This is a genomic window from Actinoplanes octamycinicus (assembly GCF_014205225.1).
Classification (GTDB): domain Bacteria; phylum Actinomycetota; class Actinomycetes; order Mycobacteriales; family Micromonosporaceae; genus Actinoplanes; species Actinoplanes octamycinicus.
Genome location: NZ_JACHNB010000001.1, coordinates 4869434 through 4888152, shown reverse-complemented (window position 1 = coordinate 4888152; position 18719 = coordinate 4869434). Strand labels below are relative to the sequence as shown.

Sequence of the window (18719 nt, the reverse complement as noted above, 5' to 3'; positions counted from 1 at the left end):
AGAGAGCCCTTGTTCAGCGTCACCGTCCGCGACCACATCATGATCGCGCACAGCTTCTCCGGCGAGGTCTTCGGACCCGCGCAGCGGCTGCACGGCGCCACCTTCGTGGTCGACGCCACCTTCCGCCGCCCGGAGCTGGACGAGGACAACATCGTCGTCGACATCGGCAAGGCCAGCGAGCAGCTGCACACCATCTGCTCCGGGCTGAGCTACCGCAACCTGGACGACGACCCGGAGTTCTCCGGCGTGAACACCTCCACCGAGTTCCTGGCCAAGGTGATCGCCGACCGGCTGGCCGTGCGGATCGGCGCCGGCGAGTTCGGCCCGGGCGCGTCCGGCCTGACCGGCATCCAGGTCACCCTGCACGAGTCGCACATCGCCTGGGCCAGCTACGAGCGAACCCTGCGGTGAGCCACCCGCTCCACGTGGTGCTGCCGGCCGGCGTCGACGACCCGGCAGCACCCAGCGGCGGCAACCGCTACGACCGCGAGGTCGTCGACCGGCTGCGGGCAGGCGCCGGGTCACGATCCGCCACCTCCGGGGTACGCGAGAGCACCGCCCCCGGCACCTGGCCCCGCCCCGCCCCGGCCGACCGCGAGCAGCTGTCGTGGGTGCTCGCCGAGATCCCGGACCGGGCGACCGTGCTGATCGACGGCCTGGTCGCCTGCGGTGTCCCGGAGGTGCTGGAGCCGCACGCCGCCCGCCTGCGCCTGGTGATCCTGGTGCACCTGCCGCTCAGCGACGAGACCGGCCTCTCCGCCGCCGACGCCGCCGAGCTGCGCGCCCTGGAACGCCGGGCGCTGCACCTGGCGGCCGGCGTGATCGCCACGAGTTCGCAGGCCGCCGCCCACGTGGCGGCGATGCACGACCTCACCGGGGTGCACGTGGCGCTCCCCGGCGTCGACCGCGCCGAACCGGCCACGCCGAGCCCGACCGGCCACCGCCTGCTGTGCGTGGCGTCGCTGACCCACCGCAAGGGCCAGGATCTCCTGATCAGAGCCCTCGCGCAGCTCACCGACCTGAGCTGGGAGTGCACCCTGGTCGGCGCCGGTCCGATCCCCGCTCACCCGGACACCGGAAACATCCGGTTCACCGGAGCGTTGGCGGGCGCGGATCTGGAGGCCGCCTACGCGAACGCCGACCTCTTCGTCCTCCCGTCCCGAGCCGAGACCTACGGCATGGTGATCACCGAGGCCCTGGCCCACGCGCTCCCGGTGGTCGCCACCGAGGTCGGCGGCGTCCCGGAGGCCCTGGGCAGCGCGCCGTCCGGCGTACCGGGAAGCCTGGTGCCTCCGGAAGATCCCGACCACCTCGCGGCCGTGCTGCGGACCTGGCTCACCGATCCTGATCTGCGCGACCGCTGGCGGGCGCGGGCGCGCGCCCGCCGCGAGACCCTGACCGGCTGGGACGACACCGCCCGGCAGTTGGCCACCATCCTGGAAGACATCGAGAAAGGAACCGCATGACCGGAGAATTCAGCCCCGACTGGCTGGCCCTGCGCGAGCCCGCCGACGCCGAGGCCCGCTCCCTGGACCTGCTCGGCCTGCTGCCGAGCCCGGTCAAGGTGATCCGGGACCTGGGCTGCGGCACCGGCTCGCTGGGCCGCTGGCTGGCGCCGAGGCTGCCGGTCCCGCAGTTCTGGATCCTCACCGACCGCGACCACGACCTGTTGGAGATCGCCGCCGACCGGATGCCGGACGGGGTCAACGTGGCGATCGACGAGCGCGACGTCACCGCGCTCACCCGGGACGACCTGACCGGCGCCGACCTGGTCACCTGCTCCGCGCTGCTGGATCTGCTGACCGCCGCGCAGATCGACCGGCTGGTCGAGGTGTGCGCCGAGGCCCGGGCGAACGCGCTGTTCACCCTCTCGGTCACCGGCGACGTCCGGTTCACCCCGGCGGATCCGCGGGACGCCGAGGTGCGCGACGCGTTCAACGCCCACCAGCGGCGGAACGCGCTGCTCGGGCCGGACGCCGGAGCCTACGCGGCGGCCGCGTTCGAGCGGGCCGGCGCCAAGGTGGTCACCCGGGAGAGCCCGTGGCGGCTCGGCCCGCACTGTCCGGAACTGACCACCGAGTGGCTGCGCGGCTGGGTCGGCGCGGCCGCCGAACAGCGCCCCGACCTGGACTTCGGTGACTACCTGGCGAGCCGGACGGCGACCGTTCCGGAGGTCACGGTCGGGCACACGGATGTTTTAACGATCTTCGAGTGAACCAAGGCGCGGCGGTCGGGCGTACTAGTCCCTGAGGGATCGACGAGGGGACGAAACAAAGTGAGCCGATCGTTCTGGGCCTGGGTCCGCCTGCTCGGCGGCGCCGGGATCATCGCGCTGGTGCTCTGGCGACTGGGCACCGGCGCCTTCCTGGACGGGCTGCGGGTGCTGGACGCCGGCACGCTCACGCTGGCCTTCGGGATCGGCGTGCTGACCACGGTGCTCAGCGCCTGGCGGTGGTGCCTGGTGGCCCGCGGGCTGGGGCTGCGGCTCACGCTGCGGGACGCGACCGCCGACTACTACCAGGCGCTCTTCCTGAACGCGGCGCTTCCCGGCGGGGTCCTCGGCGACGTCGGCCGGGCCGTCTCGCACGGACGCGAGGAGGGCGACGTCGGGCGCGGGGTGCGCGCGGTGGTCCTGGAACGCACCGCGGGGCAGGTCGTGCTGCTGGTGGTCGGCGGGGCGGTGCTGGTCACCGTACCGTCGCCGGTGTCGGCCCTGCTCGGGGCGCACGGCCCGGTGGTCGCGGTGACCGCCGCGAGTGCCGCGGTCCTGGCGCTGGGCCTGTTCCTCCTGGTGAAGCGGGCGCGGCGGGGCGCGGTCCGGACCGGTGCCACCGAGATCCGCTCCGGGCTGCTGGCCCGGCGCAACTGGCCGGGCGTGCTGTTCGCCTCGGCCGTGGTGCTCGCCGGGCACCTGGCCACGTTCCTGGTCGCCGCCCGGGTGGCCGGCAACGGGACCTCGCTGCTGACCCTCGCCCCGATGCTGCTGCTGGCCCTGCTGGCGATGGGCATCCCGCTGAACGTCGGCGGCTGGGGTCCCCGCGAGGGCGTGCTGGCCTGGGCCTTCGGGGCCGCCGGGCTGAGCGCCGAGCAGGGTGTGACGATCGCGGTGGCCTACGGCATCTGCGCCTTCGTGGCGGCCGCGCCGGGCGCGATCGTGGTCGCGGTCCGGGCCGCGCGGAAGCTGCGCCGGCCCGCCGGCACACCCGCGACGCCGCTGGTGGTCCGGCCGGCCACGGCGGCCTCCTCGCCGCTGCGGACCCGGATCATTCTTCCGGTACGCACTCCCGGCCCCGCCCAGCCCGCCCGGGCCCACCGGTCCTCGGCCCGGGAGCGGGTCGCGGTTTGACCCAGGAGAGCTCAGGCTCCGCAGCGGTCGGAGAGGCCGTAGCGGAGCAGCACGACGTCACCGATCGGGCGGACCTCGACCAGCCGGGCGCGGTTCTTCGGCCCGGCCGGGAAGACGCCGTCGTGCACGAACCGCGGCGCCCGCGAGTCACCGACGAAGAACGGCGCCACCACCAGCTGCAGCTCGTCGGCCAGGTCGCGGGTGAGGAACTGGGTGTGCATCATCCCGCCGCCCTCGACCATCAGCCGGCGCACCCCGCGCGCGGCCAGGTCGGCGCTGACCCGGTGCACGTCGACCGGGTCGCCGCCGTCCACCACGGTGGCCACCGCGCCGAGCCGCTCACCGGCCTCGGCCAGCGCCGGTGTGGCGCAGTACACAAGCTTCTCCGACTCGCCGGTGCCGAAGAACGACGCCGCCGGATCCAGATCGCCGCGGCTGGTCACGGTCACCTTGACCGGGTTCTCCGGCAGGCCGCGGGCGAGCCGGGCGGCACGCCGGCCGGCCGAGCGGACCAGCAGGCGCGGATTGTCCTGGCGGATCGTCGCGGCGCCGACCAGGATGGCGTCGCAGCCCGCGCGCACCTCGTCGACCCGGTCGAAGTCAGCTTCGTTCGACAGGAGCAGTCGCTCCTCGGTGGTGTCGTCGAGATATCCGTCGATCGACATCCCACAACTCAACAAGGTGTAAGGACGCTCAGCCATCGTGGCGTCCACGATAATCCGCGGTGTGCGGCGACCGATCTTCGGGCACAGCTTCCGCCGGCGGCATCAATCAATGGGGAGGACCGATGATCAAGGCCACCGTCCGGCGGCAGGTGACCGTTCCGCTGCGGTTTTCCGACGGCTACGGCACCACGGCGCAGGTGATGACCTTCGACTCGCTCGCCGACGGCCGCGAGCACCTGCTGCTCGGCCTCGGTGACTGGCGGCGGGCGCTGACCAAGTCGGCCGCCGGGGGCCGGGCGCCGCTGGTCCGGCCGCACAGCGAGTGCCTCACCGGGGACGTCTTCGGCAGCCAGCGCTGCGACTGCGGCCCGCAGCTGCGCGAGGCCGCCGAGCGGATCACCGAGCAGGGCGGCTTCCTGCTCTACCTGCGCCAGGAGGGCCGGGGCATCGGCCTCTACGCGAAGCTGGACGCGTACGCGCTGCAGGACGACGGCCTGGACACGTACGAGGCGAACGTGGCGCTGGGCCGGGGCGAGGACGAGCGGGACTACACCGCGGCGGCGCAGATGCTGCTGGCCGTCGGCGCGGACCGGATCCGGCTGCTCAGCAACAACCCGGACAAGGCGGCGCAACTCGGGAAACTGGGCGTCGAGGTGACCCAGCGGGTGCCGACCGGGGTGCACGTCTCCGCGGCCAACGTGCGTTACCTGCGGACCAAGGCCTCGCACACCTCGCACACCATCGAACTGCCCCTGGCCGAGTGACGCCCGGTCCCGCCTGGCGGCGTTTCCGGCACGATGGCATCGTGACGAGCGTGAACACTCCGGAGGCGGGCGATCTGGACGCCATGCTGGCCGCAGTCGACCAGCTGCCGTTCATCGTCGCCGTCTTCGAGGGCGACGAGCTGCGGCTGGCCGGCTGGAACGCGGCCACCCGGGCGGTGATCCCGGGCCGGGAGGCGATCGGCCGGCCGATCGAGGAGGTGCTGTCCGACCTGGTCGGGCAGCAGTTCGTGGACGCGTACCACGAGGTCTACCGCACCGGCGTGCCGATCGCCGGCCGGCAGTGGCGGGCCCACCTGGACCAGCCGGACGGCTCGGTGCACGAGATGTTCGCGACGTTCACCATCGTGCCGTGGCGCGACCCGGACGGGTCGGTGCGCGGGGTGATCGGAGCCGCGTTCGACGTGACCGAGCTGGCCCGGACCCGGCAGGCCGCCGAGACCGAGGCGGCCCAGCTGCGCCGGCGCTACGAGCAGAGCCGGGACGTGATCACCGAGCTGCAGCGGGAGCTGCTGCCGGCCGGGCTGCCGGTGCTGCCCGGCCTCCAGATGGCGGCCAGCTACCTGCTCGCCGACGCGGACACCGCGGCCGGCGGGGACTGGTTCGACGCGGTGCCGCGCGCCGACGGCCGGGTCGCCCTGCTGGTCGGCGACGTGGTCGGGCACGGGATCACCGCGTCCGGGGCGATGGGTCAGCTGCGGGCGGTGCTCCAGGAGCGGCTCGACTCGGGCGCGTCGGTCGGCGAGGCGCTCGCCGCGGCCGACCGGTTCGCCGGGCGGATCCGGACCGCCCACGCCACCACGGTCTGCCTGGCCCTGCTCGACCCGGCCACCGGCGAGCTGACCTACTGCACGGCCGGGCACCCGCCGCCGCTGGTGATCTCGGCCGCCGGGCAGAGCCGCTACCTGCCGCCGACCGGCGGGTCGCCGCTCGCCACCGGCGGCGCCTTCCCGGTCCGGCACGACCGGCTGGCCCCCGGCGACCTGCTGCTGCTCTACAGCGACGGGATTGTGGAGCGCCCGCTCGCCGGTCCGGCGTCCGACGCCGACCTGGCCCGGGTGGCCACCGACGCGACGATCGGGCGGGCGCTGCACGAGCCCGGGGCGACCGCGGCGGAGCGGGTCTGCGCGCAGGCCATCGAGCTGCTGGTGCGGGCCGGCGGGCACGCGGACGACATCACCCTGCTGGCCGCGCAACGGGTCGAGGTCGTACCGGAGCTGGTCCTGGAACTGCCGGCGGACCCGGCGGCGTTGCGCGGCGCCCGGGCCGAGCTGGGGAAATGGCTGACCGCGGTGGGCGCGGCCGAGCACGACGCGTTCGTGCTGCAGCACGCGCTCGGGGAGCTGACCACCAACGCGATCGAGCACGCCTGCGGCGGCACCCCCGATCACGACCCGATCACGGTACGGGCGGAGCTGACCGCCGCGGGCCGGGTCGAGGCCACCGTCACCGATCGCGGCGGGTGGCGGGCGCCGGCCCGGCAGCCGGTCCGCGGCCGTGGCCTGGCGCTGACCGCGCAGCTGGTGGAGAGCCTGCGGGTGGAGCCGGGCGAGACCGGGACGGTGGCCACCGTGCGGCACCCGCTGAACCGGCCGGCCCGGCTGCTGGCCAGCTTCGACGAGGCCCCGCCCGCCCCGCCGGCCCGGACCGAGATGTCCCTCGCCGAGCTGCCCGGCGACGACGAGGCGCGGGTCCGGGTGGACGGGCCGGTGGACGCCGTGTCGGCCGTGCAGGTGCGACAGGAGCTGCTGCGGCGCAGCCGGGGCGGGACGGTGCCGATGACCGTGGACCTGACCGGGGTGACCCTGCTGGCCAGCGCCGGGGTGGCCGCGCTGTTCCAGGTCGCCGGGCACCACGACGAGAAGGCGCCGCTGACGCTGATCGCGGCCCCGGACAGCCCCGCGCGGCGGATCCTGGACCTGGTCGGGCTGCCGGTCAGTCGGTAGTCGTCGCTTTCCTGGCTCCCTTCCTCCCCGGCGCTCTTCCTTCCCGGCGCTCTTCCTCCCCGTCGCTCTTCGTCCCGGCCTCTTCCTCCCCGGCGCCCTTCCTCCCGGCCTCTTCCTCCTTGGCGCCCCCATCCTCTGGTGGCGTTGTCCACAGGGCCGGGGCGTCACCCGGCCGGGGTCATCCACAGGGCTGGGCAGAATGTCGGTCCGGCTCTCTAGTATCGCGGGGTGACTTCCGCTCCCCCGATCCCTGTGTCCGACGCCGTCGACGCGCTCAACCGCGTCTTCGGCTATCCGGAGTTCCGCGGCCAGCAGCGCGAGATCGTCGAGCACGTGATCGGCGGTGGCGACGCCCTCGTCCTGATGCCGACCGGCGGCGGCAAGTCGCTGTGCTATCAGATCCCGGCGCTGGTCCGGCCGGGCACCGGCGTGGTCATCTCGCCGCTGATCGCGCTGATGCAGGACCAGGTCGACGCGCTGCGCACGCTCGGCGTCCGGGCCAACTTCCTGAATTCGACCCAGGATCTCGAGGAGCGCCGCCTGGTCGAGGCCGAGTTCGTCGCCGGCGAGCTGGACCTGCTCTACGTGGCGCCCGAGGGCCTCGGCACCGCCGGGGTGCAGCGGCTGCTCGACCGGGGCAAGATCTCGCTGTTCGCGATCGACGAGGCGCACTGCGTGTCGCAGTGGGGCCATGACTTCCGGCCGGACTACCTGGCCCTGTCGATGCTGCACGAGCGCTGGCCGGACGTGCCACGGATCGCGCTGACCGCGACCGCGACCACCGCCACCCGGGATGAGATCGCCACCCGGCTGCGGCTCACCGACGCCCGGCACTTCACCGCCAGCTTCGACCGGCCGAACATCCAGTATCGGATCGTTCCGAAGAACGAGCCGAAACGACAGCTGCTCGACCTGCTGCGCACCGAGCATCCCGGCGACGCCGGGATCGTCTACTGCCTGTCCCGCGCCTCGGTGGAGAAACACGCCGAGTTCCTCACGCAGAACGGGATTCCCGCGCTGCCCTACCACGCCGGTCTCGACGCGCGGACCCGGGCGCGCAACCAGGCCCGGTTCCTCCGCGAGGAGGGCCTGGTGATGGTCGCGACGATCGCCTTCGGGATGGGCATCGACAAGCCGGACGTGCGCTTCGTCGCCCACCTGGACCTGCCGAAATCGGTGGAGGGCTACTACCAGGAGACCGGCCGGGCCGGCCGGGACGGGTTGCCGTCCACCGCCTGGCTGGCCTACGGGCTGCAGGACGTGGTGCAGCAGCGCAAGATGATCGACAGCTCGGAGGGCGATCTCGCGTTCCGCCGCAACGCGGCCCGGCACCTGGACGCGATGCTCGCCCTGTGCGAGACGGTGTCCTGCCGGCGCGGGCAGCTGCTGGCCTATTTCGATCAGGAGGCGCCGGCCGCGTCGTGCGGCAACTGCGACACCTGCCTGACCCCGCCGGAGTCCTGGGACGGCACGGTCGCCGCGCAGAAGCTGCTGTCCACGGTCTTCCGCCTGAAGAAGGAGCGGAACCAGAAGTTCGGCGCCGGCCAGTCGATCGACATCCTGCTGGGCAAGCGCACCGACAAGGTGTCCCAGTTCCGGCACGACGAGCTGAAGGTCTTCGGCATCGGCACCGAGCTGCGCGACACCGAGTGGCGCGGGGTGGTCCGGCAGCTGCTGGCCGGCGGTTACCTGGCGGTCGAGGGTGAGTACAGCACGCTGGTCCTCACCGACCGCAGCGCCGAGGTGCTGCGCGGCGAGGTCACCGTGATGATGCGCCGCGAGATCCCGGTCCAGCGCCTGCGGGCCGGCTCCCGCTCGTCCGCGTCCGGCTCCTCGTCCGCGTCGGGCTCGCGGGCGCCGGCGGCGGCCCCGGCCGACTTCCCCGCCGAGGCCGAGCCTCTCTTCGAGCGCCTGCGCGCCTGGCGGGCCGCCACCGCGAAGGAGCAGAGCGTCCCGCCCTACGTCATCTTCCACGACAAGACGCTGCGCGCCATCGCCGTCCTCTCCCCGTCCACGATGGACCAGCTGGCCACCGTCAGCGGCGTAGGCCAGAGCAAACTGACCAAGTTCGGCGACGACGTCCTGGCCGTGGTCCGCGGCGACGACCCGTCCGCCACCGAACCCTCCGCCCCTGCGTCAACGGCCGGCCCGTCCACAGCCGATCCTTCGCCGGTCGCCCCCTCCACAGCCGATTCTTCGTCGGTCCGCCTCCCCACGGCCGATTCTTCGTCGGTTCGCCTCTCCACAGCCGATCCTTCGTCGACCGGCCCCTCCACAGCCGATCCTTCGCCGGCCGGGCCCGCCACCGGCTATCGGTCCGCCGCCGAGCCTCCGGGCGATGCGCTCTTCACCAGCCCTCGCGCCCAGTCTCCCGCCGCACCGAGCCGTCCCACGACCATGGCCGATTTTGATGAGCCCGACGACGACCTGTTCCCGCCGCCGGAGGAGCCCTACGACTACTACGACGGCCCGGAGTAGCGGCCACCCGGGCGCTCGGCAGCCACCCGGCCCGAGCGCCCGGCCGCACCGCACGCCGGCTTCCGCCCCGCCGCACCGTGCGCCGACCACCGCAGCGTCGCCGGGCCGTGCGCGCACCGCGAACCCCAGCTGCGCGCACCGCGAACCCCCGCCACGCCGTAACCGTGGGCACGCCACGAACCCCGGCCGCGCGCACCGCGAACCCCCGCCACGCCGCAACCGTGCGCACGCCGCGAACCCGAGCCACGCCGCAACCATGCGCGCACCGCGAACCCCAGCCACGCGCACCGCTAACCCCCAGCCACGCCGCAACCATGCGCACGCCGCGAACCCCAGCCACGCGCACCGCGAACCCCCGCCACGCCGCAACCATGCGCACGCCGCGAACCCCAGCCACGCGCACCGCGAACCCCCGCCACGCCGCAACCATGCGCACGCCGCGAACCCCAGCTGCGCGCACGCCGCGAACCCCGGCCGTGCGCACGCTGCGGATCCCCCGCAGCCCCGGACCATCCGGACCCGCGCGCGATCCGGACCACCCGCGGCCCCGCGACCCACACACCCGGGCGCCCCAGCCGCCCCCGGAACCCCGCCCCGACCCAGCCGACCCCCGGCGCCCCGTCCCGACGGACGAGCCGAACTCACCCAGCCGTCACATTGACCATCCACGGGACCCCGAAGCGGTCGGTCAGCTGGCCGAACTCGTCGCCCCACATCTGCTTCTCCAGGGGGACGTTGATCGTCGCGCCCTCGGCGAGCTTGTCCCAGAACTCGCGCAGATTGTCGCCGGCGTCGCCGGAGATGCTGACCGTGCTGGTGGTGCCGGGGGTGAACGGCATCCCGGGCGGGGTGTCGGAGGCCATCAGGGTGTAGCCCTGCGGCGTCTCCAGCATCGCGTGCATGACCTTGTCCTTGATCGACTCGTCCGGGGCGCCGAACTCGCCGAACGTGGTGATCCGCAGCTCGCCGCCGAAGATCCGCTGATAGGCCTCCATCGCTTCGCGGGCATTGCCGTCGAAGGACAGGTACGGGTTGAGGCGTGACGCCATCACAGGCTCCTTTGCCGTAGAAGTTGCGATCGAACGCTGTCACCCCGGACGCTAAACCCACCCCCCGACATTTTTCGACGGATCGACGCAGCCCCAACCCGGATGAGACCAGGGAGGCCGGATGACCTTCGACGAGGCGACCGAGCAGCGGATGGCGGCCATCGCCGCGAACTGGGACGAACGCACCCCGATCCACCTGAGCAGCCGGTTCTACGACGTGGTGAATCGCGCGCCGGAGAGCTGGTTCGCCGATTACGAGTGGGCCGACCTGGGCGATCTGACCGGCCGGGACGTCCTGCACCTGCAGTGTCACCTGGGCACCGAGACGGCCGCGTTCGCCCGGCGCGGTGCCCGCTCGGTGGTCGGGCTGGACCTGTCCGAGGCCGCGGTCCGCGAGGCCCGCCGGCTGGTCGCCGGCCGCTTCCCCGAGCACAACCGCCCGGAGTACGTGCAGGCGAACGTCTACGACGCGGTGGCGGCGCTCGGTGGCCGTACCTTCGACGTGGTCTACACCGGCAAGGGCGCCCTCTGCTACCTGCCCGACCTGCAGCGCTGGGCCGACACGGTGGCGGCGCTGCTCCGTCCGGGCGGGACGGTCTACATCGTCGAGTTCCACCCGGTGCTGCGCTCGCTCGGCCTGGTTCCGCGCGGGCCGGACGACCGCGAGCTGGTGCTGCGCAACGACTATCTGGAGGGCCGGGGCGCGATCGAGCTGGACGCCACGTTCACCTACACCGACGGGCCGCCGCTGGAGCGGGCGACGACCAGTTACGAGTGGGAGCACGGGCTCGGCGAGATCGTCTCGGCGCTGGTGGGCGCCGGGATCGTCGTACGCAAAATGTCGGAAAGCGATCGGATCCCGTGGCCGCGCTGGCCGCACATGGTCGCGACCGGCGACGGTTTCTGGCGCCTGCCCGACGACCAGCCGCGCCTGCCGCTGCTGTTCGCCCTGCTGGGGGTGAAGGAGTACCGGCCCGAGGCGGCCTGAGGCCGCTGCCCCGGAGCGCCGGGAAGGCGACCGAGAGAAAGGCGGGCGGCCCCGTTTCCGCCGCGTAGTGGTTGCGGGGCCGCCCGGGTCAGGAGGTCAGCGGTGGTCCGAGCCCTCCGACTCGACCGCCGCCCGACCGGCTTCCAGGCGCGCGATCGGCACCCGGAACGGCGAGCAGGACACGTAGTCCAGACCCACCTCGTGGAAGAAGTGCACCGAGTCCGGGTCGCCGCCGTGCTCGCCGCAGACGCCGAGCTTGAGCCCGGGCCGGGTGGCCCGGCCCTCCTCGGCGGCGATCCGGACCAGCCGACCGACCCCGTCGGTGTCGATCGACTCGAATGGGCTGATCCCGAAGATGCCGAGTTCGAGGTAACGCCAGAAGAACGCGCCCTCCACGTCGTCCCGGGAGAAACCCCAGCCCATCTGGGTCAGGTCGTTGGTGCCGAAGGAGAAGAACTCGGCCGCCTCGGCGATCTGCCCGGCGGTCAGCGCGGCCCGCGGCACCTCGATCATCGTGCCGATCAGCACCTCGACGCCGGAGTCGCCGATCACCTCGGCGATGATCTTCTCGGCCTCGGCGCGGACCGTCTCCAGCTCCTGCACCGCGCCGACCAGCGGCACCATGATCTCCGGTCGCGGGTTGCCACCCTCGGCGGCGAGCGCCACGGCGGCCTCCGCGATGGCCCGCACCTGCATCCCGAAGAGTCCGGGAATGACCAGGCCGAGCCGGACCCCGCGCAGCCCCAGCATCGGGTTCTGCTCGTGCATCCGGCGGACCGCGGCGAGCATCTGCTCGTCGTGCTCGACCCGCTTGCCGTGCTCGTGCGCGACCGCCACCTTGACCGCGAGCTCCTCCAGCGACGGCAGGAACTCGTGCAGCGGCGGGTCGATCAGCCGGACGGTGACCGGCAGCCCGTTCATCTCCCGGAAGATCTCCAGGAAGTCGGCGCGCTGCAGCGGCTGGAGCGCGGCCAGGGCGTCGTTGCGTTCCGCGTCGGTGCGCGCCAGGATCAGCCGCTCGACCAGCTCCCGGCGGTCGCCGAGGAACATGTGCTCGGTCCGGCACAGGCCGATGCCCTGCGCGCCGAAGCGCCGGGCCCGGGCCGCGTCCGTCCCGGTGTCGGCGTTGGTGCGCACGTTCAGCCGGCGTTTCTCGTCGGCGTGCGTGATGATCCGGTGCACCGCCGCCACCAGCGGGTCGTTGGCGTGCGCCGGGTCCAGGTCGCCCTCGAAGTACTGCACCACCTCGCTGGGCCGGACCGGCACCTCGCCGAGGTAGACCCGGCCGGTGGTGCCGTCGATCGAGATGACGTCGCCCTCGTCGACCCGCTGCGCGCCGATCGTGAAGTAGTCCGGCCCGACCTCCATCTCGTCGGCGCCGCAGACACAGGTCTTGCCCATGCCGCGCGCCACCACGGCGGCGTGTGAGGTCTTGCCGCCGCGGCTGGTCAGGATGCCGTTGGCCGCGATCATGCCGGGCAGGTCGTCCGGGTTGGTCTCGCGGCGGACCAGGATCACGGCCTTGCCGGCGGCGGCCGCCTCGACCGCCCGCTTCGAGGTGAAGACCACCTCGCCGTAGGCCGCGCCCGGGGAGGCGCCGATGCCCCGGGTGATCGACTCCGGCGAGGACGACAGGTCGAAGCGCGGGAACATCAGCTGGCCGAGCTGGCTGCCGGTGACCCGGGTGAGCGCCTCGTCCAGGTCGATCACGCCCTCGTCAACCAGCTGGGCGGCGATCGTGAAGGCGGCCGCCGCGGTGCGCTTGCCGACCCGGGTCTGCAGCATCCACAGCTTGCCGCGCTCGATGGTGAACTCGATGTCGCACAGGTCGCGGTAGTGGCCCTCCAGGGTGGCCATGATCCGCATCAGCTCGTCGTAGCTGCGCTTGTCGAGTTTCTCCAGCTCGGCGAGGGCGAGGGTGTTCCGGATGCCGGCCACCACGTCCTCGCCCTGGGCGTTGGCCAGGTAGTCGCCGTAGACGCCCTGCTCGCCGCTGGCCGGGTCGCGGGTGAAGGCGACGCCGGTGCCGGAGTCGGCGCCCAGGTTGCCGAAGACCATGGCGACCACGTTGACCGCGGTGCCCAGGTCGGCCGGGATCCGCTCCTGCCGGCGGTAGAGCACCGCGCGGTCCGCGTTCCACGACCGGAAGACGGCCGCGACGGCCAGGTCCATCTGCTCCCGCGGATCCTGCGGGAAGTCATGCCCGGTGTGTTTGACGAAGACTTTCTTGTACGCCGTGACCAGTGCTTTCAGGTCGTCGGCGTCGAGCTGGACGTCGTCCTTGACGCCCTTGGCCGCCTTCGCCTCGTGCAGCGCGTCCTCGAACTCGCTGCCCGGCACGTCGCACACCGTCTTGCCGAACATCTGGATCAGCCGCCGGTACGAGTCCCAGGCGAACCGGTCGTTCCCACCGGCCTGCCGGGACAGTCCGGCCACCGACGCGTCGTTGAGCCCGACGTTGAGGACGGTCTCCATCATGCCGGGCATCGAGAACTTGGCGCCGGAGCGTACCGAGACCAGCAGCGGGTCCTCCGGGTCGCCGAGCCGGCGGCCCATCGCCCGCTCCAGCGTGGCCAGGTGCTCGTCGATCTCGGCGGCCAGGCCGGGGACGTGCGTGCCGTTGCGCAGGAACTCCTGGCACGCCTCCGTGGTGATGGTGAAGCCGGGCGGCACCGGCAGACCGAGGTTCGTCATCTCCGCGAGATTGGCGCCCTTGCCACCCAGCAGGTCTTTGAGGTCCTTGTTGCCCTCATGGAAGTCGTAGACGAACTTCATGCCGCACCCACCTCCACCTAAGAATCCGCGGCTGAATACGCTCGTGCCCCGGGATTCGTAAGGCTAAGCACGTCTACGGCGAATAGTTAACAGTCCCGTGGACTTTTACACACCCCCGCGAAGGTGGCTGATCGGATCACGCTCTCTCCGCGCAGTTACGAGCATCGAGCGGCCACCGGGTACCGTTTCGGCAATGGAGGGTCTGCGCCGGCGTTGCGAACGGCGGCTGCGTGGCATCCGCGTTCCGCATCCTTTCGACCTCGACGTTTTCAGCGCTGAAGTGGCGGCCCGGCGCGGCCGTCCGTTGCACCGCCGCCCACTGCCCGGGATGGGCAGCGGCGCCCCCTGCGGGCTGTGGCTGGCGCTGCCCGCCGCCGACTACGTCTTCTACGACCCGGGCACCACCCCGCTGCACGCCGAGCACATCGTGCTGCACGAGATCGCGCACATCCTCTGCGAGCACTCGGCCGGCCCGGCGTTCTCCCACCTCTTCCCCGACCTGGACCCGGAGCTGGTGGTCCGGGCGCTGGGCCGCAGCGGGCACACCACCGCCGACGAACGGGAGGCCGAGATGCTGGCCTCGATGATCCGGACGGCCGGCGTGCCGGAGCGCGACGACCCGCTCGGCCGGTTCGCCACCGCGCTCGGCGCCCACCCGTTGTGACCGCGGGGATCGCGCTGGCCGTCGTGCTCTGGCTGGGGGTGCTGGCCCGGCTGCCCGCGATCCGGCAGAACCGGCGGCAGCTGGTGCTCTGGGGCAGCCTGGTCAGCGGCGCGCTCGCGGTCACCGTGGCGGTGCCGGCGCTGGACGCCGGGCGGGACGTGCCGATGGTGGCGCAGCTGCTCGGGGTGGTGTCGGCGTACCTGCTGCTGCGGCTGATCTCGCTGGTCACCGGGTCCGGGCGGGTGGCTTGGCAGCGGGGGCTGACCGCGGCGACGCTGATCTTCCTGGTGCTCGCCGGCCGGCACGGGGTGCCGGCCAGCCCGGCCCGGCTGACCGCCGGGCTCACCCCGCTGGAGACGGCGTACTGGGTGGTCCTGGAGGGCTACCTGGCGGCGGTGCTGTTCCTGGCCGGCTGGGCGTGCGCGACGGTCCGGCGGGCCGCCCCGGCCGGGGCACTGCGCGACGGGCTGCTGGCGATGGGCGCGGGCAGCCTGCTGATGGCCGGGTACGCCACCGGCAAACTCCTGCTCGTGCTGACCCGGGGCGCCGGGGTGCACCTGGACTTCGCGGTCTGGGAGCCGTACCCGAACGCGCTGCGCGCCGCCGGACTGGTGCTCTTCGTCGCCGGGGGCACCGCTCCCCCGGTGGCCCGGCTGCGGTCGGCGCTCGGGGCGTACCGTCAACTGCTGGTCCTGCGACCGCTGTGGAACGCGATCCGTGAGGCGTTCCCGCAGGTGGTGCTGATGCCGCCGGCCCGCTCGGCGCTGCTGTTCCCGGGCTCGGCCGGCGCCCGGCTGCGGGTCTACCGCCGGGTGATCGAGATCCGGGACGGGATGCTGGCGCTGCGCGAGCATCTGCCGGCCTGCCCGGCCGCGCCGCCCGGCGAGGACCCGGCGGTGACCGAGGCGCGGGCGCTGATCGAGGCGCTGCGGCGACGGGAGCGGGGCGAGCCGCCGGCCGACCCGGGCGGATCGTGGGCGACGGTCGGCCCGGAGATGGCCGACGAGGTGGCCTGGCTGTCCCGGGTGAGCGCGGCTTTCCGGGTGCTCAGGCGGTCGGCGGGTGCTCGGACTCCCAGACCTGCCGGATCGCCTCGCTGATCGCCTCGCGGCCACGCGGCGACACATCGGCGGCCCGCAGCGCGATCTCGGTGACCCCGGCGGCGCGCAGGCTGCGCAGCAGCTCCAGCTGGGAGTCCACCCGGGCGGCCAGCTCGTCGTCGAGGAAGTAGGCGACCGGCACGCCGAAATAGCCGGCCAGGGCGGTCAGGTGCTGCACGGTCGGGTTGTCCCGGCGGCCGGTGCGCAACTGCCAGATGTAGGTGTGCGAGATCGGCACGCCCTGCCCGTCCCGGATCGCCTCGGCGACCGCCATGTGGCTGGGCTCCGGCCCGCCCGTGGTGCGGAAGAGCCGATCCAGCTTCCCCGCGATCGAGAAGACCCCCTCTGTAGCGGCCACTCCGCACCACCCCCCACCGGTGACCCTCTCAGATGGACGCCATGGGCAGCAACGAAGCCCTGCGGGCACGCTGATGCACATCCCCCGATGCCGGCGGCCGTAAACTGAGGTTGATGAGCCAGGCATGAGCCTAGGCGAGAGTTGAGCATCGCTCAAGGTTCACCGGGAGAAGTAGCCCATGAGAGGGCAAAATAAGGGCGCCGCTGCGAATTCCACGGGGGAAGAACTCGCAACGGCGCACCGCGAACATTAGACCAAGCGCGTCCGCCTGTCTATCCCACCCGCTGGACGACCGAACCGACCAGCTTCTTCCAGTCCGCCTCGAAGCCGGGCGCGGGCGTCGACTTGTTCAGCTGGTAGATCGCGTAGGTGTCGACCAGCACCACGTTGCGCGTGGTCAGCACGGCCACCGCGGTGTCCGCGGTGCCCGGGTGGGCGGCCTCGTACTTCTTGTGCCGGAGCAGCACGAACCCGGACCAGTCCCCCTCGCTGAGCTCCTGCACCTCGACCGTCTCGGCGTAGGCCGGCTCGGACTTGCCGGTGGTGGAGGTGGCCGGCACCGAGACACTCGGCGGGCAGCCGTCGGCGACCGCGCGCAGCAGCGCCTGACCGGCCTGCGCGGCTTTCTGATCCGGGTAGACCAGGGCGAGCTGCTCCAGGGTCTGCGCACCGGTCTCGCCCTCGTCGGCGAACGACGCGGCGACCGGCTCGGCGCCCGGCGGCAACGACGGCGGGGTGCTGGTGCCGCCGCAGAAGCTCACCATCTGCTGCGGGTCGGCGCTGGTCTCCGGCGCGCTCCAGGTCGGACCGATGTCGGCGGCCTGCAGGAACGCGCCCCGCATGGTGGTCACCTCGATCCGGCCGGCGTCCGGCGCTTCGTCGTCCGAGCTGCAGCCGGCCACCGCGACCAGGGCGAAGGCGGCGGCGAGGGCGACCCGGAGCGGGCTGGCGGTCACGAGCATCCGGCCATAGTGACAGACTCCGGCCGCCAGGCGAAAAACGCGTGTGCCGGCCCGGCCGGTTTTCCACAGGCGCGAGGTCAGCCGTCGCGCGGTGCGGCGATCACCGATAGCGTGGCGGTAGGCGTCAGCGAGGAGGCCGGCGATGACCGACATCGATGCATTGGCGGCTCGGCTGCGGGCCGCGATCGGGGCGCGGCGGGTCCTGACCGACCGGCAGGAGCTGCGCACCTACGAGTGCGACGGCCTCGCGCACTACAAGGTCATCCCCGCTCTGGTCGCCCTCCCGGTCACCGCCGCGCAGGTCGCCGAGGTGGTCCGGGAGTGCGCCGCGGCCGGCGTCCCGTTCGTGGCCCGCGGCTCCGGCACCGGGCTGTCCGGCGGCGCCCTGCCGCACGCCGACGGCGTGCTGATCGTGACCTCCCAGCTGCGCGAGATCCTCGACGTCCGGCCGGAGGACGAGCGCGCCGTGGTCCAGCCCGGCGTGATCAACCTGCAGGTGACCAAGGAGGCCACCCCGCACGGTTACTACTACGCCCCCGACCCGTCCAGCCAGCAGATCTGCTCGATCGGCGGCAACGTCGCGGAGAACTCCGGCGGCGCCCACTGCCTGAAATACGGCTTCACCACCAACCACGTGACCGGCCTCGAGGTGGTCGCGCCGGACGGCGAGCTGGTCCGGCTCGGCGGCCCGGCCCCGGACACCCCGGGTTACGACCTGCTCGGCGCGTTCGTCGGCTCGGAGGGCACGCTCGGGGTGGCCACCGAGGTCACCGTCAAGCTGACCCGGTTGCCCGAGACGGTGCGCACGTTGCTCGCCGCGTTCGGCTCCACCGACCAGGCCGGCGCCGCCACCTCGGCGATCATCGCGGCCGGGGTGGTCCCGGCCGCCGTCGAGATGATGGACGCACTGGCCATCGAGGCGGCCGAGGCGGCCGTCCGGTGCGGCTATCCGGCCGGCGCCGGCGCCGTGCTGATCGTCGAGCTGGACGGGCCGGCCGCCGAGGTCGAGGCCCAGTTCGACGAGGTCAGCGCGCTGTGCGCGGCCAACGGCGCGTTCGAGACCCGGATCGCCGCCGACGACACCGAGCGGGCGCTGATCTGGCGGGGGCGCAAGTCGGCGTTCGCCGCGGTCGGCCGGATCAGCCCGGACTACATCGTGCAGGACGGGGTGATCCCGCGGACCGCGCTGCCCGAGGTGCTGCGCCGGATCGGCGAGGTCGCCGCCGAGCACGGCGTCCGGGTGGCCAACGTGTTCCACGCCGGCGACGGCAACCTGCATCCCCTGGTGCTCTTCGACGACACCGTGCCGGGCCAGGCCGAGCGGGCCGAGGCGGTGTCCGGGGCGATCCTCGACCTGTGCATCGAGCACGGCGGCTCGATCACCGGCGAGCACGGCGTCGGCGTCGACAAGGCGCGGTACATGCCCCGCATGTTCAGCGACGCCGACCTGGACACCATGCAGCTGGTCCGGTGCGCCTTCGACCCGGACGGGATCGCCAACCCGGGCAAGGTCTTCCCCACCCCGCGGTTGTGCGGGGAGCGCCCCGGCCCGCGCAAGGGCGCCCACCCGCTGCACGAGCAGGATGTCGCGGAGGTCTTCTGATGG

At 73.0% G+C, this 18719-nt stretch carries 15 protein-coding genes and 1 pseudogene; 11 read left to right on the top strand and 5 right to left on the bottom strand.

Annotated elements, in window-relative coordinates; genetic code table 11:
* Window positions 1-9 precede the first annotated feature (9 nt).
* Genes BJY16_RS21335 through BJY16_RS21320 form a run of 4 tightly spaced genes read left to right on the top strand, consistent with a single transcriptional unit; the run spans window position 10 to window position 3346 of the window.
* Window positions 10-411, top strand: coding sequence for a 6-pyruvoyl trahydropterin synthase family protein (locus BJY16_RS21335; protein ID WP_185041355.1), 402 nt, complete (start codon window positions 10-12; stop codon window positions 409-411).
* Window positions 408-1466 carry a glycosyltransferase family 4 protein gene (locus BJY16_RS21330; RefSeq protein WP_185041354.1) on the top strand — a complete coding sequence of 353 codons (1059 nt, stop codon included), beginning with the start codon at window positions 408-410 and terminating at the stop codon, window positions 1464-1466. The genes BJY16_RS21335 and BJY16_RS21330 overlap by 4 nt, the downstream gene beginning before the upstream one ends.
* A complete protein-coding gene (locus BJY16_RS21325) occupies window positions 1463-2215 on the top strand; it encodes a class I SAM-dependent methyltransferase (RefSeq protein ID WP_185041353.1) in 753 nt (250 codons plus the stop codon). Before BJY16_RS21330 ends, BJY16_RS21325 begins: the two co-directional genes overlap by 4 nt.
* A 60-nt stretch (window positions 2216-2275) precedes the next feature.
* Window positions 2276-3346, top strand: coding sequence for a lysylphosphatidylglycerol synthase transmembrane domain-containing protein (locus BJY16_RS21320; RefSeq protein ID WP_185041352.1), 1071 nt, complete (start codon window positions 2276-2278; stop codon window positions 3344-3346).
* 11 nt (window positions 3347-3357) lie between these two features.
* Here the strand turns inward: BJY16_RS21320 and BJY16_RS21315 are convergent, their stop codons facing one another.
* Window positions 3358-4047, bottom strand: a complete 690-nt coding sequence (locus BJY16_RS21315; RefSeq protein ID WP_185041351.1) for a RibD family protein — start codon at window positions 4045-4047, stop codon at window positions 3358-3360.
* A gap of 86 nt (window positions 4048-4133) precedes the next feature.
* Here BJY16_RS21315 and BJY16_RS21310 point away from each other — a divergent pair, with 86 nt between their 5' ends.
* The 3 genes and pseudogenes from BJY16_RS21310 to recQ form a co-directional block, all read left to right on the top strand.
* On the top strand, window positions 4134-4775 hold the full coding sequence (locus BJY16_RS21310; protein ID WP_185041350.1) for a GTP cyclohydrolase II: 642 nt from the start codon (window positions 4134-4136) through the stop codon (window positions 4773-4775).
* Window positions 4776-4816: 41 nt separating this feature from the next.
* Window positions 4817-6739, top strand: coding sequence for a SpoIIE family protein phosphatase (locus BJY16_RS21305; protein WP_239177860.1), 1923 nt, complete (start codon window positions 4817-4819; stop codon window positions 6737-6739).
* A gap of 228 nt (window positions 6740-6967) precedes the next feature.
* Window positions 6968-8842: pseudogene (gene recQ, locus BJY16_RS21300) on the top strand (DNA helicase RecQ); the annotation flags it as partial.
* A 1016-nt stretch (window positions 8843-9858) separates the two neighbouring features.
* Here the strand turns inward: recQ and BJY16_RS21295 are convergent.
* Window positions 9859-10266 carry a VOC family protein gene (locus BJY16_RS21295; RefSeq protein WP_185041348.1) on the bottom strand — a complete coding sequence of 136 codons (408 nt, stop codon included), beginning with the start codon at window positions 10264-10266 and terminating at the stop codon, window positions 9859-9861.
* 121 nt (window positions 10267-10387) lie between these two features.
* Between BJY16_RS21295 and BJY16_RS21290 the strand changes: the two genes are divergently transcribed.
* Window positions 10388-11254 carry a class I SAM-dependent methyltransferase gene (locus BJY16_RS21290; RefSeq protein ID WP_185041347.1) on the top strand — a complete coding sequence of 289 codons (867 nt, stop codon included), beginning with the start codon at window positions 10388-10390 and terminating at the stop codon, window positions 11252-11254.
* Between the two features lie 96 nt (window positions 11255-11350).
* On the opposite strand, the gene ppdK is transcribed toward BJY16_RS21290, so the two are convergent.
* Window positions 11351-14029, bottom strand: a complete 2679-nt coding sequence (gene ppdK / locus BJY16_RS21285; protein WP_185041346.1) for a pyruvate, phosphate dikinase — start codon at window positions 14027-14029, stop codon at window positions 11351-11353.
* Between the two features lie 328 nt (window positions 14030-14357).
* On the opposite strand from ppdK, the gene BJY16_RS21280 reads away from it, so the two are divergent.
* Both BJY16_RS21280 and BJY16_RS21275 read left to right on the top strand, forming a co-directional pair.
* Window positions 14358-14693 carry a hypothetical protein gene (locus BJY16_RS21280; RefSeq protein WP_203759182.1) on the top strand — a complete coding sequence of 112 codons (336 nt, stop codon included), beginning with the start codon at window positions 14358-14360 and terminating at the stop codon, window positions 14691-14693.
* A complete protein-coding gene (locus BJY16_RS21275) occupies window positions 14690-15793 on the top strand; it encodes an MAB_1171c family putative transporter (protein ID WP_185041344.1) in 1104 nt (367 codons plus the stop codon). The genes BJY16_RS21280 and BJY16_RS21275 overlap by 4 nt, the downstream gene beginning before the upstream one ends.
* Here the strand turns inward: BJY16_RS21275 and BJY16_RS21270 are convergent.
* Both BJY16_RS21270 and BJY16_RS21265 read right to left on the bottom strand, forming a co-directional pair.
* On the bottom strand, window positions 15741-16151 hold the full coding sequence (locus BJY16_RS21270; protein ID WP_185041343.1) for a helix-turn-helix domain-containing protein: 411 nt from the start codon (window positions 16149-16151) through the stop codon (window positions 15741-15743). The genes BJY16_RS21275 and BJY16_RS21270 overlap by 53 nt on opposite strands.
* Window positions 16152-16423: 272 nt before the next feature.
* Window positions 16424-17113 carry a hypothetical protein gene (locus BJY16_RS21265; protein WP_185041342.1) on the bottom strand — a complete coding sequence of 230 codons (690 nt, stop codon included), beginning with the start codon at window positions 17111-17113 and terminating at the stop codon, window positions 16424-16426.
* 142 nt (window positions 17114-17255) lie between these two features.
* Here BJY16_RS21265 and BJY16_RS21260 point away from each other — a divergent pair, with 142 nt between their 5' ends.
* The gene (locus BJY16_RS21260; RefSeq protein ID WP_185041341.1) at window positions 17256-18716 is read left to right on the top strand and encodes an FAD-linked oxidase C-terminal domain-containing protein; all 1461 of its coding nucleotides are present in this window, start codon (window positions 17256-17258) and stop codon (window positions 18714-18716) included.
* Window positions 18717-18719: the final 3 nt, after the last annotated feature.